We start from the raw sequence: 16,206 nt of genomic DNA on the forward strand, positions 1-16,206 counted from the left end.
CATTTTTGCGTCTCACTTTGCTGCCTGCACGCTGGTCTATTATCAAAAAAAGAACACCATCGTGAAATTATCGCCGGAGGAGGAAGAGCGTTTTGCATGGCTGAAGATGTATTACTCCGGATGCATGGAACAACTCATGGTTATGCGTGAGTTAAAGCCGACAGGAAAAGATATCGTCCAAGTGATGGGAGAAAAGATACGTTATGGTTAAATTAACACTGCCAAGACAGCTGATGAACTACACCAACCTGACAGGTGACTTTATCAGTGAGGCAACCACCATTGAGCAGGCACTCGACGATCTAGTGCAGTCTCACCCTATGCTGAAGGCACAGATTTATAATCAGGACCGGACGCTGCGTAATTTTGTGAATATCTTTGTGAATGAAAAAATGGCCGACGACTTACGCATGCCGGTGCTTCCCCATTCACGGATCCAGATTATTGTTGCTGTGGCCGGAGGCTAAGATGAGTCACTTGTCCGTTAGTGAGCAGGAGTATTATCTGCGGCACTTTTCGTTGCCGGGTTTTGATGAAAAAACGCAGTTAAAGCTGAAAGCCGCCCGCGTTCTGGTGATAGGCAGCGGTGGCCTTGGCGCACCCTGTCTGCTTTATCTTGCTGGGGCGGGTATCGGACACATAGGCATTGCTGATCATGGCGTGATCAGTGCCAGTAATCTTCCACGGCAGGTTCTGTTCAGTCACCAGAACATTGGTGAAAGTAAAGCCATTCTCGCCGCTAAGCGCCTGTCTGCCCTGAACCCCTTTATCGACATTGAGGTCAACCAGGAACGGGTCAATGCCGTCAATGCCAAGGGGCTCCTCAGCCAATACGATATCGTTGTGGACTGTACCGATAATTTTGAGGCCAAATATCTGCTTAATGATATCTGTGATGAACTGCAGAAACCGCTGGTGTATGCGTCCATTTTTCAGTTTGAGGGACAATTGGCGGTTTTTCACTACAGGGGAACAACCGGCACTTCCCTGAGCTACCGGGATTTGTTTCCGGCACCACCACCGGCTGAATTTCGTGAAAACTGCAGTGAGGCAGGCGTCCTGGGTGTATTGCCGGGGATCCTCGGCACAATGCAGGCCGGAGAGGTTCTCAAGATTGTAACAGGTATGGGGGATGTGCTCTGCGATCGGGTCATGACTTACGATGCCCTCAGCAATCGTTCCTCCCTGCTTCGTCTGAAGCCGCGCAGTTCCATACAGGTCAATGAATTAGCCGCGCAGACAGAGACTCTGGAAAATATCAGTTTCTCGTACCTTATTCGTATGAAATCCAGTGTTCCGTCACTGATCTTGCTGGATGTTAGAGAACAGGCTGAACGTGAATCGGTTTCCATCGGTGGCGTACATATCCCTTTAAGAGAGCTACCTGAACGTCTTGAAGAATTGCCGCAGACGCTTCCAATCGTGTGTTACTGCAAATCCGGCAGCCGCAGTCAGCGGGCGATACTTTTTCTTCAGGATCAAGGTTTCAGTCGCGTATTTAGCCTCAAAGGTGGCGTAATGGGACTGACTCCGCACGAACGGAATCAACTGCAGGAGTTTGATACTCGCCATGAAAATTGATGCGTTCATGCGGCTCGGCCCCGGATTTTTCCTGTTACAAACCGGCACTACCTTCAGCCTGTTTTCTGGCCATGTGTTCCGCCTAGCCCTGGCTTGGTGGTGTTTAAAGGAAACGAATTCGGCGGTCGCATTTTCATCCCTGATCGCATTTTCGGTTGCCGCAGAGGTTTATCTAAAGCCTTTCCTGGCCTCTTTTGGCGATCAGTTTCACCGGATAAAATTCATCGTTTTCTGCCAGCTCGCTGTTCTGACAATGATTATTCTGTTTTGCCTCGCCAATACAGCTGGTCACTTTCACATCATTGCCGTGACCACAGGTCTAATTGTCATGAGTGCCGTGGTCTCGGTCAGAGAACCCACTATCATGGGATTGATACCCGATCTGGTCGGAGAGGGGGAAATATCCCGGGCGATTTCCAGTCGTTCAGCCATCAATTCAGTGATTATGTTGTCCGGACCGGTACTGGCCGCCTCACTCATCTCATTGTTTTCTGTAGGTGTGGCGCTGTATGTCGCCGCCGTGCTGCAGGGACTCTCGTGCCTGGCCTTTATTGTGCTCGCGAAAAAACCCGTGCCTGCATCCTTGGCGCTCAGTGGTGAAAGCTGGTTCAGCAAAACGAAAGGGGGGTTTACTGCCATTTACCGTGTGAAATCAGAGTTTCATATCGCCTTAATTTCCTCGGTCATCAATTTTACCATGTTCCCCTTCTTTTCGGTGACGGTACCATTCTGGATAAGTACTGAACTGCAACTGCCGGCGTCTTATCTTGGTGCATTTGAGTTTTCATTTGCCCTCGGACTGTTGGCGGGCAGCCTGTATCTGAACACGGCTATTAGGGAACTGGTTGGACGCTTCTGGAATGTAGTCTCTGGGTTTGTACTGCTAGGCGGGAGTGTCATCGGAATTGTGATGGCACCTAACATCTATGTTTCCATTGCCCTGGCCTTCTTTAGTGGTCTGGCGTTCATCTTTATCAATGTCAACCTCAGCACTCTACGATCGACTGCCACACCTGGGCATTACCGGACACGAATGAGTGCAATGGCGGCGTTTCTCTCAAGTCTGGCTAACCCTTTCGGTGTGGTCATTGCCGGCTGGTACATTCACTGGCTTGGCGTCACTCCCTTCGCCGTATTTTCTGGGATCGCCGTGATCCTGGTGGCGCCAGTTCTCCTCTGGTCATGGCATCTGAAAAAGGCCCTGTCCCTCGAAGAGACCGAAATGAAAGGCTACTACGAAAAAACCTACCCGGAGGCGTTCAGTGGAAGAAGATAATATGGATAACACACAAATGATGCTCACTCTGGCCTCCCTGCTTGGCCCGGACCAGTACAAGGCATTTCTGGGATGTTTTTCGCGAAATACCGTCTACCGCGGCAAAATGCACAAGGAGGTGGCTGGCACAATTCTAACTCTGGACGGGTTACAGGACATTATCAACACCCGGCGTCTGTCGTTTCACCGTTGCCGTCTTGTCCGTGTCGGAAAACCCTTAAACCCGGTGGAATATAATGCGCGGTCGCATTCAGCGCTGGGTGAACCTGTCATGAAATTGATCCCAAACCGCGTCATGAGGGAATTGAGAGACGGGGCTACCTTGGTACTGGATTTTGTCGAAGACTTATCCAGCAAAGTGCGACACATTGCTGAGGCCATAGCCACTGAATTTCAGGAAAAAACCGGCGCAACAGTCTTTTTCAGCACCGGTGGCACGAAAGGATTTACCACGCACTGGGATGACAGTGACACCCTGATCTTTCAGCTCAGCGGCAGAAAAAAATGGGATCTCTGGACACCTGACTTTCTGTTCCCTGTCACAGAGAATAAAAGTCGTATGTCACCTCCTGAAGGTCCGCCCGCAGAGAGCCTGATCCTAAAAAGTAATGACTTTTTGTATTTGCCGCGTGGCCACTGGCATGCACCAGAGCCGAGTGACTCCCATTCACTGCACATCTCTTTTGCGTTCAGGCGGCGTAACGGGATCGATTTCATCAAATCTTTGCTTCCTCCGCTGTCAGAGCACCCGGCGTTGCGGATGGACATTGATAAGCAGGCTTCTGCCGAACAGCAGGACATTTATATTCTTCAGCTGCAGCAAACTATCGCAAGCCTGGTGTCTGCTGAAAATCTTGGCCATTTTCTGAAAGCGGCCGGAGAACGCCAGTTTGTCAGTGAGTCAATCGCCTTCGGTAAATTCAGTTAACCAATCGGTGAGCTGTGCAATATCGGTTTTATTGGGGAGTCTGAACCCAAATAGCAACGAATATTTTGCCTGTGATGCGGGGCTTGCCACTCCTGAAGAGAGTTCGTCAGTAAGCTAACTCCAAACGTCCCTGAACAGGCTTGTTGCAAATAATGAGAGTCGGTGATTTTACTCATTGATGGGTGGAATAATTAGGCTAAAACCGTCTCAATGTTAAAGAGCCGATTCATAAAGGCGGATCTTTCCCGCACTAGACATTCAGGTTCGTCACGGCGTAGCCAAATATCAAATTGACCTTTATTCAGTCGTCGCAATGTTTCAAATCCCTGAAGCGTTGACCACGCTCGATTTGGCCGTTTGAACCCCCCGGCCGCTTTTACCAATTTTTTGATGGGTGCATGGTCAGACTCGATACGATTATTCAGGTATTTGACTTGCCGCTGCTTTGCATCATCCCGTAGCTTTCCTTCTTTCATCAAACGAGTAATAGCGTAACCGTATGAAGAATGTTTATCGGTATTGAGTATTTTCGGCTGTCTTTCAACAGGATAGGGCTTTAACACCCGTTTAAGGAATTGATAGGCAGCATTTTTATTTCGTTTAGGCGAAAAGTAAAAATCTAATGTAGTACCGTGCTTATTGATGGCGCGATAGAGATAAAACCATTTTCCGTTGACTTTGATATAGGTTTCATCGAGTTGTCATGAGGAGTCGGCATGCATAAATTGATATCGTTTCAATTTCTGACGAAGTATGGGTGCATATTCAATAAACCAACGGTAAATGGTAGAGCGATGAACGGAAATCCCACGCTCTGCCAGCATATCGCTGACATTGACATAACTCATCGGGGTTGAACCGTACCAACGTAAGCACCACAGGATGATCTCGGGTGCAAAATGTTTCCATTTGAAATCGCTAGGGGTCATGTGGGTTCACTGAATAAGGGATGAATAGCCTCAGTTTTCATGACAACTCCATTTTTTGCAACAAGCCCATAACGCTAGCAGCGTCGAATAACCATTATGGTATACTTAAAAATTACGATTTCAATTAAATCAGAGGGTTGTTACCTTAACGTACACACTTCCGCACCGCAGGGCTTCAAACAGCATAGTAAGTGTGGCTTGTGAATTTAAAACATCAAGACAAACAATTAGAGGATCCGAGGTTCAGCAAACAATGAATAAAAAAGGAATGGAAACACAGACTTTCGATGGAGTGCTTGAACTGTTTGACGTTAGCTATGATGAGCTGAAGGTAACGCACTCGAATGAACTTTATCGGCTGAGAAAAAAAACTTTCAGTGACCGGCTGGGATGGAACGTGGTGTGCAATGCCGATATGGAGTTTGATGAATTCGATAATCCTGAAACGCGCTATATTCTTGGCCTGTACAATGGCCAGCTGGTCTGCAGTGTGCGCTTTACTGGCCTTGAACAACCCAACATGATAACTCACACATTTCGGGCCTGTTTTGACACAGTCCCGCTTCCTCTCGGCGGTATAGAATCAAGCCGTTTCTTTGTCGACAAAGACCGTGCACAGCAACTACTTGGCAGACGCTATCCGGTAAGTCAGATCCTGTTTCTTGCCATGATCAACTGGGCTCGTCACAACGAACGCGACGGCATTCACACCATTGTAAGCCGGCCGATGCTGACTATCCTGAAACGTTCAGGATGGCAGATAAGGACGCTTAAAGAGGCCTTCCTCAGTGAGCGGGAGCGTATCTATCTGGTGTTTTTGCCAACTGCAGTGGAGGAGCGGGATCAGATGGCATCAGGGCTCATCAGCGAGCTCGGCTACCCCGCGGCCTCAGTTATTACCTGGCCGCTGTCGCTGCCGGTGTAATAAGTCCTAGCTCAACGCCCAGCCGGATTGCCTGGCGGGCGTTGTTGACGCACAGTTTGGATACAATATTGCCCATATGAAACTTCACCGTACTCACGGAAATACCCGCTATGGCGGCAATCTCCCCATAAGTTTTTCCCATACTGGACCAATACAGCACTTCGTTTTCCCGCAGGGTGAAAATGGGTTTTACCGTATCAACATTATGTCTTTGCCTACCGGATGAGCTAGCACCGGCAAGACGATACATCTGCTCATTAATATCTATCAGCAATATCTGTATTTCCCCGCGTTCAGACGAGAGCCGCGCTTCCAAGTCCCCTTGTCCGTTGCTGGCAATAATGACCGACAACAACGCTAGGTTATTCATATGGTCATGTAACACAAAAGTGAAGCCATTGGCGATATTGTAATGTTTAGCGAGGGAAAAGATTTTGGTGAACTTCAGATCAGACATAAGGGTAATGTTTTCGTCCCATGAAAAGGGAGATGTACGCCTGAACGCGCTCAATATCACCGGGTCAGTGAGTTGAAAGTTGTTAGTACGGTAGAGCTCTACCCATTCATCAGGATAAGTGGAAATAATAAGCACATCTGAAGGATTTTTTTTGCTAACGACCATATAAGAGTATTCCAGCTGCCCAAATGAGGACAGTTTTCTGTCTATATACTCACGGAGCGTTTCCGTTATGGTCTGATTTTCATTGAAGACAGAAAACATACAAGCTCCGTTGCAGTCTAATTTCCCTTTTAGCGATAGAACCTGAACTTAAGTATAGGTATTCATGAGACTTAAAAACAGCTTACGAATCAAGAGACACAACTTATAATAACACTCGTTAGGCGAATGATAAAAAAAACCTGACCTATCGGTCAGGTAGCTAATTCAGCCAACACCAGGGAAAAATGTTCCGGTCAGACAGGATAAGCAAAAAGTCACTGCTGACCGGGCTCTTCAGTTTAACATTTCTTATCTTTCCTTTCAAATTCATCTTCACCAACACAGTAAGCCCGTCAATTACGTCACCAAACCTAAGGGCTCTGTCGTATTAAGGCGTCGTCAGGCAACATGCTGTTTTTTTTTACGATGTTGCTTGCCCATGTCTCTAATCCGAAAAGCCTTCCGTCGCCTGCATTACCCCACTGATGTTATCGCGCAATGTGTTCGCTGGTATCTCGCTTATGCCCTCAGCCTGCGTAATCTCGAGGAGATGATGGCAGAGCGCGGTATTGCCGTTGACTATTCCACGTTACTCCGTTGGGTTATCCGCCTGGTGCCGCTGCTGGATAAGGTTTTTCGCCGACACAAGCGCACAGTGGGTCGGCGGTGGTGAATGGAGAGCATGAAAAAACATGGGGCACGCCATGATACTGGTCACATCATAGAAAGCTAGATTTGTAGTAAAAGCAGATTGTGGGTGAGAAAAACATGGCTATTCCATCAACGTGTTACGTCATTGCCCCACACAATTTCATGCTCTCCTACCACTGTGCGACGTTCAGGTAGAACAGGTCAAAAATTAGTCTTAACGTACAATTATTTTCGATATCCAAACTGCCGCCTTACACCACTAAGCAGGGCATTGAGCGCAAGCTCCATTTGAATTTATCCCATCAAAACAATATTCACTCATGACAATTCCCTTTATTCATTAAAGTTATTAGATGCACTTATATAAGATATAAAACCACATACCCAACTATTATCGACATTATATATAATATTAATCCAAACATAGATTCCCCTCTCACATCTATTACTGATAAGTTAATCATCAAAAGGTATAAAGATTTATATAATTAGGCCGATAACTCTATTATCAACACATAAGGATTATTATGAATACTCTACTAAAATGCTTAACTCTTATTTTTTACTCTTAACGCCAATAGTTCACTCTCAAAGTAACGTGAACAAATCTCCTGGACTCAACATTCCAGAAATTAAAATTAATTTTCAAGATAATAAATTTCACTTAGAAACTGTTGTTATATATGAACTATCATATAAAGACGACTTAGCTTTAACAAATACAGTTAAAAAATTAGAATCTACCGGATTTACAACTGCAACTGTCGCCGACAGTTTGAGACTTTCTACACTTAGACACAATGTCCTCGTTATTAAACCGGACTCTAAAAACCAGGTCCTTACTGATGAAGTTTTAACAAATGCGCTTAAAGAAAATGGTAAAATAAATCATAAGGTTAGTTTAGAGGGTATTTCAAAAAATGGAGACTTCGAACCATTAGCTACCACCCTTGCTATCGAGGGAGTAAATAAGTTAAATGCTAGCATAAAAAATGACATTTTAAGTCGAAATAAATTAGGGATTTATAAGTTAATGCAATCATATAAATTATGGGGTAATGGTATCACATTCGAAGGTACCAATACATTCGGCCTATCAGATAACGGAGCCGCATTAACTATCATTAATGTATATGATAATAAATTATATTTAGCTTTAACAACAGTTAAGATTAAAGATATAGTACTTAGTAGTCGCATATTAAATTGTGACACTTTTTGAAATACCTTTCCAATTTTTATATTAAATTGAGGTTTTTGTGCACATTGCAACTATAACGACTCTGGTTTTATTATTTATTACATTGATTTTTGTTTGTCTTGTTCAGTTTTATAAATTGAGAAGAAAAAACGAGCAAATTAATGATCCAAGTGCTGCATATTCAATATTGTCTCACTGGTGTACTAATGTACATAAAGGAAGTGATTTGGAGAGATTATACGCAGAAATGGAATCCGCCATTGAACTTCTAAATCAGCGTAGAAATAGTTAAAAAAATATCCAGGGCGCTTAGATAATAGCGCCCTAGTTAATTATTCCAATACCCCCAGTTTTGTTCCCAAAGCCTCGGTAGTTTCTAACTTTTGTTCCATTTCCTCAATCAGCTGCAGCGTTAGCTTTACCAGATCTAGAGTCAGCTGTTCCGCTGCCATAAAATTCAATTTGAGAATATTGAGCTGCCCTTTAGTTAACTGGCTCTGTATCTGTGCTTTTTCAAAACCATCGTATGATTTGTTATCTTTGAGGATTTGTGTAATACGCCGCAGGATAACCTTATCAATACTAGGGTACTTTGGATTATCAAATATATGGGGATGGCTTTTTATAAAAGGCTCCCAGGAGAAGAGAATGTCATACCTGTGCGCATAAGTATGTTGTTTAGGTCGATAATGCCACACCCCAATAAAAGGGATATTCTCATTTAAGCACCGCTGGAAATGTTGCTGTAAATCCTGAGCTACAACCCGTCCCTCATACAGTAGATAGTAATCGGAAGGCCTTAGGGATGGCACTGTAATGCGCGGCGGTGAGGCAGTCAAAACAGTATGAGTAGTCTTACCCAGCCACATGTCCCGTATTTGATCACGAACAGGAGGCATTGTTATACAGAACCAGTAAAGCGGGATGTATACCGCTATTGGAGGATCGAGCTCATTTCCATTTTCTGGAATATGAGGTAAAAAAGTATCTAGGATTTCATTAATACGTGGGTTATCTCTAAACTTTTCAAGCCAGCTAAGAAAGGGCCGTGTAACTACCTGGCATAAACATCCCCAGCTTGTACCATATTTGTACAATGACCAACCAGGCTCTTTCGCATAGTGTAATTGCACGTATGCAACCAGGCATTGTACGAATGCATCATGCGTGCGGGTTTTTATCGTAAATCTTTTACGCGGTTTGATTAGTAAATCAATAAACAACGTGGACATAGAAACCTGGCAATCTGAATTCATGGCTAAACCCATAATCCTACGTCATTTTTTTTGGAATAGCACTTTGCCTGCCTGTAAAACCAGTGTTAAACCCGATCCATCGTTCATGATTGATCGAATACTGATCAATACGGCTATGCCGTATGCAGGCGACAACAATGTAAAAGATAAACGCTATTGGTAAGGGTCGCCGGTGACCCGCGTAGCGGTTCCAAGCTTTCATAATCCCGTTACCTCCCCCATCCTGCTAGACCTATCTTTTTGAGGCTTGAGCTGTGCGAGAGCCGTTTAACTAATCTTACAGCAATGAATTAGTTTAACGGTCGGAGACAAAAGAAAGAACTAGCGACTGAAACTGATGTGTAGGATTAATCCTAGTTAATAACTTATGGTTATGCGAAGTCCTTTTGCCCGGCTTTAGCCGGGAGCTACTTATTATTGTCTTTTTTCTGTATTGCCAATGTGTAATTTGCCCTGAGCGAAGCGAGGGGAGCTACTTTAGAGAGCTGGCTTTAGCCGCTCGAAAAGTACTCCTCTATTTAGAGGCTTCTTTTGTTCAGTAATAACATTCGAACTTAATGATATTTATAAGACAAATTACGAAACTAAGCACATCAACTCGAAGTTAATAGTACAAATATCCAGCATTGTCTGAATTGCGTCACTCTCAGTCATAAATTCGGGAGAATAATGCTAAATGAAGAGTCGGTGGGTATTTAAATAACACCCTGTTTTAGTCTTTTGGCCAACACAAAAACCACGCCAGGCACGGTAAGCTTCAGAATGGGGGGATATTGGGGCTAGATTATGCCTGCCCGCTCAAGCAACAGTCTGTAATAGGTTTCAGGGTCACTGTGTTTGAGTCCAGGCTGTTCTTTCTGCAACGCCTGTTCTTGCATCACGACTTCATGCGTCATGACGGCCCCACTGGTTGACCATTTAACATACGACTGATAATACGGGTTTTGCCGTTTATGTTTCGCCTTGGCCAGACTGCGTATATTTTGCTGTGTCTGATCCAGGATAAGATCGAGGCGCGGGGTATTATCACTGTCTATTTCAGCCAGTCGCCCTTCTAAAAGAGCCACTTTCTCTTGTTTCTCTTTTGCCAGGTCAGGACTAACAACCCAACGCTTGATTTGTTTCAAGCGATTTCTCAGAGAGGGTTTGTCATTCAGATCAATACCAATCCGCTCAACACGCAACAGGTGCCGTTCATATTTCTTACGCAGACTTTCAGTCAACCCGTTTTTTATCGCCCACGTTTTGAACTGGCCAAGCCAATGACGGATCTCTTCAACGGCAATCCCCCGTGAAATGAAGAATTTCTCGGTTAGCCACAGTCGCAGCGGCTTGTTCTGGCCACTGTCAGTATCTTTACCGTGAAGCGCTATCACATAGCCCAGTTGTTCTTGCACGGATAACGCATGCAAAGGACTGTCGTAAGCTTTGCGACCATTATCATAAACATGCAACATCCCCATCGAGGCCGCAATTTGCTCAAACGGGGCCATGATTTCGAACGGGTAATCACTGTCAGGGTTATAATCGCAATTGGCAGCCAGTGCCATTGACAACGCTGTCAGTGCTTCACAGCTTTCAGAACGTGCCGAGATACGCATTGCCTTTGGCGTAAAGTAAGGGTCATTACGCTTGGTGTATGGCACATAACCTTCCCGCCGCAGTTCAATGAGATCATGATTGCGGTGCCAATTATGGCTTTGCATACGCGCCACAACTTTAGCCGCCATGCCTCGAGGCACAGAGCAACACAACTGGGGTGTATAACGCCGATGAACTTTAGATTGTCCACGTCGCAAAGCGTTCGATTCGCCGCGCCGTGTACGCTTTAGAGGATCAGGATGTACCTGAATTGCCTGTTGGCTTTGACTATTCACCCCATCCTACACAGATGGCGGATGGGTATTGTTTTCTAGATTGCATGAGTTATAATCTCTCACAGGCCAGCGCCTGCTTTGTGACCCCCTGATATCCTTCGTCCCGCCAAGTTCGAGAGGATTTCGGGGGGTTTTTGCATTTAAGGCCCGATAAATCTGGTGCCTCTAACCCCGGACATTTAAGGATATGCCCCATCCTGTAACAGAACGACGTTATAAAACATCGCCCTTACTCATTCTTCTATAGCTGCTCAGATGCTTATGCCACTAAGAAACCCCAGCAAAAACATGCGTAAATACTACCGGATTTTGGCCGGCTTGCAACAATTGGATCTCTGGTGATCTCTTTTTGTGCCGAATGCCACCATTTACGTATCCTATCTTACCGCACGATTATTTTGTATCCCCTCCAGTAACACAACCAACAAAATCCGTAAAAAAAACCATTCCTCAAACATAATTAGCTTGAAAAGAAAACAAGAACATTCCGATTACTCAATTTTTTAGCCCGTTATCGATCAACATTTAACCACTCAGCAAAGTAACTATGGGAGTCAAATATTCTGATTATTTAGTTTTAAAGATCAATTGATCTGCAAAAAGGATCTTTCCCAGATCTTTTGATCAAAAAGTAGGGGTAAATAGTTATTTATCACTGTTTTATACATTCATGTCAGGATATATGATCGTTAAAAAGTAATTTACAACATATTAAATTGAAAATACCATTCAACCCATACTTAAGTACAGGTTCAAACGGTTTGCAAGTCCGCCAACTTACACCCGCCAAAAACCCGTATATTTGCTTTAGCCTGGACTGTGCCTGGTAGCTTCCTACCGGTACCTCTCTGCCCTTGGTTGTCGGGTACAGTCCAGGCTAAAGCGCATGTTAGGAGAGCCGCGATGCACGTTTTCACTATCGCTCGTCTTTGTCAGTTGAATCCACTGGGTTCGATTTTGGCGGAGCTTACTCATTACATTGCGCTTTTTCATTATTCTTCCGCTCATCACCGGGGAACATCATGGAACGCTGGTATCTCGCTTGCCATAAAGCAGGAAAAGATAACGTCTTCAAAGCCCAGATGCCCCTGGAGCGCATTAATGTCATGGCTTTTAGTCCAATAATGCGCACTTATCGTCCTCGGGCCGACCGTCCGGGCCAAAACCGACAAGTCATTGAGCAGTTATTTCCTGGTTATATCTTTATTTGTTTCGATCCCGAAATTCATCACTCATCTAAAATCGAAACCTCCCAAGGCATCAGCCATCTGGTACGTTTTGCGGGCGAAATCGCGCCTATCCGCGAAACAGTCGCGGACAGTGTGATGCGGTTGCCGGTTTGTGTGCAGGCATTTGCCAGCATTCATCCCGGAAAACGTCAGTGGGATAAGAATCAGATTCCACTCAATAACGTGCAACGCCAGCAGATCCAGTCGTTGGTTGATGAAAAGGATGGCGAAGTCCGCAGCGCACTCTTCTTCGCTTTTATCGAGGCAATCCGCTAGCTACTAATGAGTTTGTTGTATTTGATTTCAGTATTTCTCTGCTTAATCGGAGGATAGATGTCAAAGCAAGTCCAAGATGTTCCCCCTGTCATTGAATGGCAATCTGATGATTTTGTTCTACAAGCTTTTACCTTAGAAAATGATGTTCGTAGTCCGGGTAACAAAACACACGACACCGGTAAAGATTATCTCCCACAATATATTTCCCATTTGAACTCTTGTAGGCCACGCCGGCATTCCTACCCCCAGTAGCACCCTCAGTCTCCACTGACCTCTTGACCACCCGTAATGTCGGGTGGTCTTTTTTTCCTGCATACGCCACCGCGTAACCGAGGTGACTTGAATGTCTCTACGCAAAACATATTCCCTGGGTGTTCAGCATGACCAAATGCTGACAGAACAGGCCGTAAACTTGACCGGAAGACTCGACCGGCCCATTGCTTGTCGCCATGTCCTTTACGCCATTTTGGACCTGGCTTACCAAATCGACAGCGCTGAACTGGCTCAGAAAGTCCTCGATATAGCCAACGAACCCCGTCGAACACGCGGCTCCAGGAATAAACGCCAATGAAAATGCTCATCCCCATGGCATTAGCGCCGATGGTGTTGAGCGGCTGTGCCCTGACGAATCACAAGCCCCCTGCAACTCCGGCACAACAATTTGTTACCACGCTGATACAAGAACAGCGCCCTCTTATTCAACAAGCTCAGGCTGAACTGGCGTTAGTCAGCAATGTCCGATTAAAACCTAAGAATCCGTTGCCGGTTGTGCCACAAAAAGCAAACAAACCGGTATTAAATGCGGCCAATAAATCACAATCATCTATGCTGTCGGGCCAGAAGATTGCTGGATTACACGCTGTTAGTTTTACTGATGGACGACCGGGCACTCCAGCGCTGGCGGGCGCGGGTCAAGCTCAGACACTGAGGCAGGCAGTTACACGAATAGCGCCAGTAGGTTGGCAACAAAGTTATGGCCTAGGTATTAGGCCCGATGTGCGGCGACCACTAGAGTGGCGCGGTAATGATCAGTGGCCGTATGTACTGAATAGTTTGCTTACGCAGGAAAAACTAAAAGCATCAATCGACTGGCCAAATCGAAGGATTTCTGTTTCTACGTTATCCACGACAGTCCCACTTGTACCCAAAGCCTCCGCGATCACAACAACTACCGCACCATCCCTTAAAACCGAAGTAGTCAATAAAAGCAATCCATTCACTGGAAAATCTGTTCCAGAGAAGAAAACCCAAACAGTACTTTCTGCAAAAATATCCACGCCTGGTGAGAAAGAAGCACAGCGTGTCTGGATTATGGCGCCGGGTAGCACCCTCAAAGACTCAATTTTGACATGGTCTGCCGAAGCGAAATGTTCACTTCCAAACGTTAAACACTGGACCGTGGAGTGGTTAACTTCCGTGAATTACCGTATCGATGCTCCGCTGGTGTTCCATGGAACATTTATGGATGCACTGAACGGTGCTTTTAGCCTTTATCTGAATGCTTCGGTGCCGCTGTATGCAGGAACTCGGAGTCAGCAGTGTCAGGTGACCGTCAGTGACGAGGTGCCAAAATGACGCACTGGATGATGGTGTTTATGGTCGGTCTGTTGACATTGACGCTCGTCCCGCCCCGGCACACTGAAATGAATGCGTTGTCTACTCAAACCACCGAGGCGCAGGCACAAGCTGTGGCAACGGTAAGTTATATCAACCAGATAAACGACACGCTCTACACTCACCCACAGAACGATGGCGTGGTTGATATCGCAAAACCAGTATTCCCTCTCGGCCCTGTCAATAACCTCATAACCCAAGGAAAAACATGGGTTTATCAACCTGACTATCCTGGACTCATGAATGCATTAATCAATGCATCACTGAGTTCATCGCTTGTAGGTCGAGTCTACAACCGGCAGCTGTTTGATCACGCGGGACTCAGCACAGGACTCATGGCTCCCACATCAATTCCAGATGGGTCAATCGTCTACATCAATTAATGGAGAACACATGTTGCTACAACCAAGGGTAAAACTTGCCCCTATTTTTGCCTGCCTGTTACTGACGGGCTGCCCAAGTCTGGACCGCATTAATACTCAGATCAGTGATACTGAAAATACTCAGAAAATCGTTACTGGCAAGATTGAGGACATGCGAAAGGGCAAGGTCGTTCAAGAGCTGACATCGCAATGGATTAATACAACTCCCATCACCGGAAAAGGCAGCGAAAAGAGCCAACTCCCTTCGTGCGCACCAACATTTAGTCGTGCCGGTGACGTTAGCCTTGCAGATATTGGTGCTTTCATTTCTACAACCTGCCGAATTCCGTTATTTATCACACCGGATGCCCAAGGGGTCGGTAGCTCGGGGGGAACAACGACTCAGGCAATGAGCGGTTCTATTCCCCCGCCTGATCCGACTACGGGCATGATCCCGTTGGCACAATTAGGTTCAATGTCAGGACCCTCTGCTACACCGATGACTACGACCAGTAACACTTTGCATGGTGTTTTCTGGCAAGGTGGACTAGATGGCTTCCTGGATAACATCACTACCCGCCTTGGACTATCGTGGCGTTATGAGCAGGGTAAAATAACTATTTTTTACATTGATACACGCACGTTTCCTGTCAATTTTATGGATAACATGACGGTCTTTTCTTCCACGACAGTCAGCGGTACAACAACCAGCAACGGCAGTTCAGGAGGGACCACTTCTTCAGGCGGTATTGCCGGCGATAACAACACATCACAATCGACCGAAACGAAGATAAAAACCAGTTTATATGACGATATCAAAACCACTGTAACCGCTATGCTGACGCCTAAAGCGGGTCGTATGAATCTTTCTGCTGGAATGTTAACGGTCAGCGATACACCTCAAGTACTTGAAGCTGTGGGCCGTTATATCGCTGACCGTAATAAACAGCTTAACCGGCAAGTGGTCTTTAATGTTCAGGTTTACAGTGTCGAAGCCCGTAATCAGGAAAACCTGGGGTTCGATTTGACAGGCGTCTTTAACAGCGGCAGCGTCAAAGGCATGCTAACAGGTTCATTTGCGAATGCGGCCGAGAATGCGATGAGTGGTGGGGTTACCCTACTGGATGGAAAAGGAAAAGGGTCTGCGGCATTTATTAAAGCACTGTCTGAAAAAACCAACACCAGTATCGTGACTCAAGCCTCTGCCATGACCACGAATATGTCACCAGTACCTTTACAAATGGCATTACAGCAAGACTTTGTCGCTGGAATTACGACATCTCAGACTGCCAATGTAGGCAGTTCTACTGATATCCAGTCCCGTATTTGAAACCGGATATTTGTATTTTGCCCTAAATGGTTTGAGAAGTCATTACACCATGGGAGAACTTTTTTCGGAGTTGTGCTGATTTGAAACGCCCGTATACTATTGTCGTACCT

At 45.7% G+C, this 16,206-nt stretch carries 14 protein-coding genes and 2 pseudogenes; 12 read left to right on the plus strand and 4 right to left on the minus strand.

Annotated elements, in window-relative coordinates; genetic code table 11:
- Positions 1 to 61: 61 nt before the first annotated feature.
- The 5 genes from V1956_RS24085 to V1956_RS24105 all read left to right on the plus strand — a co-directional run bounded on the left by V1956_RS24085 (position 62) and on the right by V1956_RS24105 (position 3,785).
- Positions 62 to 211: a hypothetical protein gene (locus V1956_RS24085; RefSeq protein WP_420071483.1), complete on the plus strand. Its 150-nt coding sequence runs from the start codon at positions 62 to 64 to the stop codon at positions 209 to 211.
- Entirely contained in the window at positions 204 to 467 is a 264-nt protein-coding gene (locus V1956_RS24090) for a MoaD/ThiS family protein (RefSeq protein WP_442825864.1), read from the plus strand. Before V1956_RS24085 ends, V1956_RS24090 begins: the two co-directional genes overlap by 8 nt.
- A gap of 1 nt (position 468) precedes the next feature.
- Positions 469 to 1,581, plus strand: coding sequence for a ThiF family adenylyltransferase (locus V1956_RS24095; RefSeq protein WP_442825865.1), 1,113 nt, complete (start codon positions 469 to 471; stop codon positions 1,579 to 1,581).
- Positions 1,571 to 2,857, plus strand: a complete 1,287-nt coding sequence (locus V1956_RS24100; protein ID WP_442825866.1) for an MFS transporter — start codon at positions 1,571 to 1,573, stop codon at positions 2,855 to 2,857. Before V1956_RS24095 ends, V1956_RS24100 begins: the two co-directional genes overlap by 11 nt.
- 295 nt (positions 2,858 to 3,152) lie before the next feature.
- Positions 3,153 to 3,785 carry a JmjC domain-containing protein gene (locus tag V1956_RS24105; RefSeq protein ID WP_442825906.1) on the plus strand — a complete coding sequence of 211 codons (633 nt, stop codon included), beginning with the start codon at positions 3,153 to 3,155 and terminating at the stop codon, positions 3,783 to 3,785.
- Positions 3,786 to 3,976: 191 nt separating this feature from the next.
- On the opposite strand, the pseudogene V1956_RS24110 reads toward V1956_RS24105, so the two are convergent.
- Positions 3,977 to 4,714 (minus strand): annotated as a pseudogene (locus tag V1956_RS24110) (IS6 family transposase).
- Between the two features lie 292 nt (positions 4,715 to 5,006).
- On the opposite strand from V1956_RS24110, the gene V1956_RS24115 reads away from it, so the two are divergent.
- Positions 5,007 to 5,639, plus strand: a complete 633-nt coding sequence (locus V1956_RS24115) for an acyl-homoserine-lactone synthase (RefSeq protein WP_025380208.1) — start codon at positions 5,007 to 5,009, stop codon at positions 5,637 to 5,639.
- Here V1956_RS24115 and V1956_RS24120 read toward each other — a convergent pair.
- Positions 5,611 to 6,360, minus strand: a complete 750-nt coding sequence (locus V1956_RS24120) for a helix-turn-helix transcriptional regulator (protein WP_420071486.1) — start codon at positions 6,358 to 6,360, stop codon at positions 5,611 to 5,613. The genes V1956_RS24115 and V1956_RS24120 overlap by 29 nt on opposite strands.
- A 379-nt stretch (positions 6,361 to 6,739) precedes the next feature.
- Here V1956_RS24120 and V1956_RS24125 point away from each other — a divergent pair.
- Positions 6,740 to 6,970 (plus strand): annotated as a pseudogene (locus V1956_RS24125) (IS6 family transposase); the annotation flags it as partial.
- A gap of 579 nt (positions 6,971 to 7,549) precedes the next feature.
- The gene (locus tag V1956_RS24130) at positions 7,550 to 8,173 is read left to right on the plus strand and encodes a hypothetical protein (protein ID WP_442825867.1); all 624 of its coding nucleotides are present in this window, start codon (positions 7,550 to 7,552) and stop codon (positions 8,171 to 8,173) included.
- A gap of 311 nt (positions 8,174 to 8,484) precedes the next feature.
- Here V1956_RS24130 and V1956_RS24135 read toward each other — a convergent pair whose 3' ends face one another.
- Positions 8,485 to 9,408 (minus strand): hypothetical protein, encoded by a 924-nt coding sequence (locus V1956_RS24135; RefSeq protein ID WP_442825868.1) that lies wholly within the window; start codon positions 9,406 to 9,408, stop codon positions 8,485 to 8,487.
- Positions 9,409 to 10,187: 779 nt separating this feature from the next.
- Positions 10,188 to 11,285, minus strand: coding sequence for a Replication protein (locus tag V1956_RS24140; RefSeq protein WP_442825869.1), 1,098 nt, complete (start codon positions 11,283 to 11,285; stop codon positions 10,188 to 10,190).
- Between the two features lie 1,022 nt (positions 11,286 to 12,307).
- On the opposite strand from V1956_RS24140, the gene V1956_RS24145 reads away from it, so the two are divergent.
- The 4 genes from V1956_RS24145 (at position 12,308) to V1956_RS24160 (ending at position 16,096) form a co-directional block, all read left to right on the plus strand.
- The gene (locus V1956_RS24145) at positions 12,308 to 12,790 is read left to right on the plus strand and encodes a transcription termination/antitermination NusG family protein (protein WP_442825870.1); all 483 of its coding nucleotides are present in this window, start codon (positions 12,308 to 12,310) and stop codon (positions 12,788 to 12,790) included.
- 567 nt (positions 12,791 to 13,357) lie between these two features.
- Positions 13,358 to 14,365, plus strand: a complete 1,008-nt coding sequence (locus tag V1956_RS24150) for a TcpQ domain-containing protein (protein WP_442825871.1) — start codon at positions 13,358 to 13,360, stop codon at positions 14,363 to 14,365.
- Positions 14,362 to 14,787 (plus strand): type IV pilus biogenesis protein PilM, encoded by a 426-nt coding sequence (gene pilM / locus V1956_RS24155; protein ID WP_442825872.1) that lies wholly within the window; start codon positions 14,362 to 14,364, stop codon positions 14,785 to 14,787. The genes V1956_RS24150 and pilM overlap by 4 nt, the downstream gene beginning before the upstream one ends.
- 10 nt (positions 14,788 to 14,797) lie before the next feature.
- Positions 14,798 to 16,096 (plus strand): secretin N-terminal domain-containing protein, encoded by a 1,299-nt coding sequence (locus V1956_RS24160; RefSeq protein ID WP_442825873.1) that lies wholly within the window; start codon positions 14,798 to 14,800, stop codon positions 16,094 to 16,096.
- The last annotated feature ends 110 nt before the right edge of the window (positions 16,097 to 16,206 follow it).

It is taken from the genome of Yersinia sp. 2540 StPb PI (assembly GCF_052217165.1).
GTDB lineage: Bacteria > Pseudomonadota > Gammaproteobacteria > Enterobacterales > Enterobacteriaceae > Yersinia > Yersinia enterocolitica_E.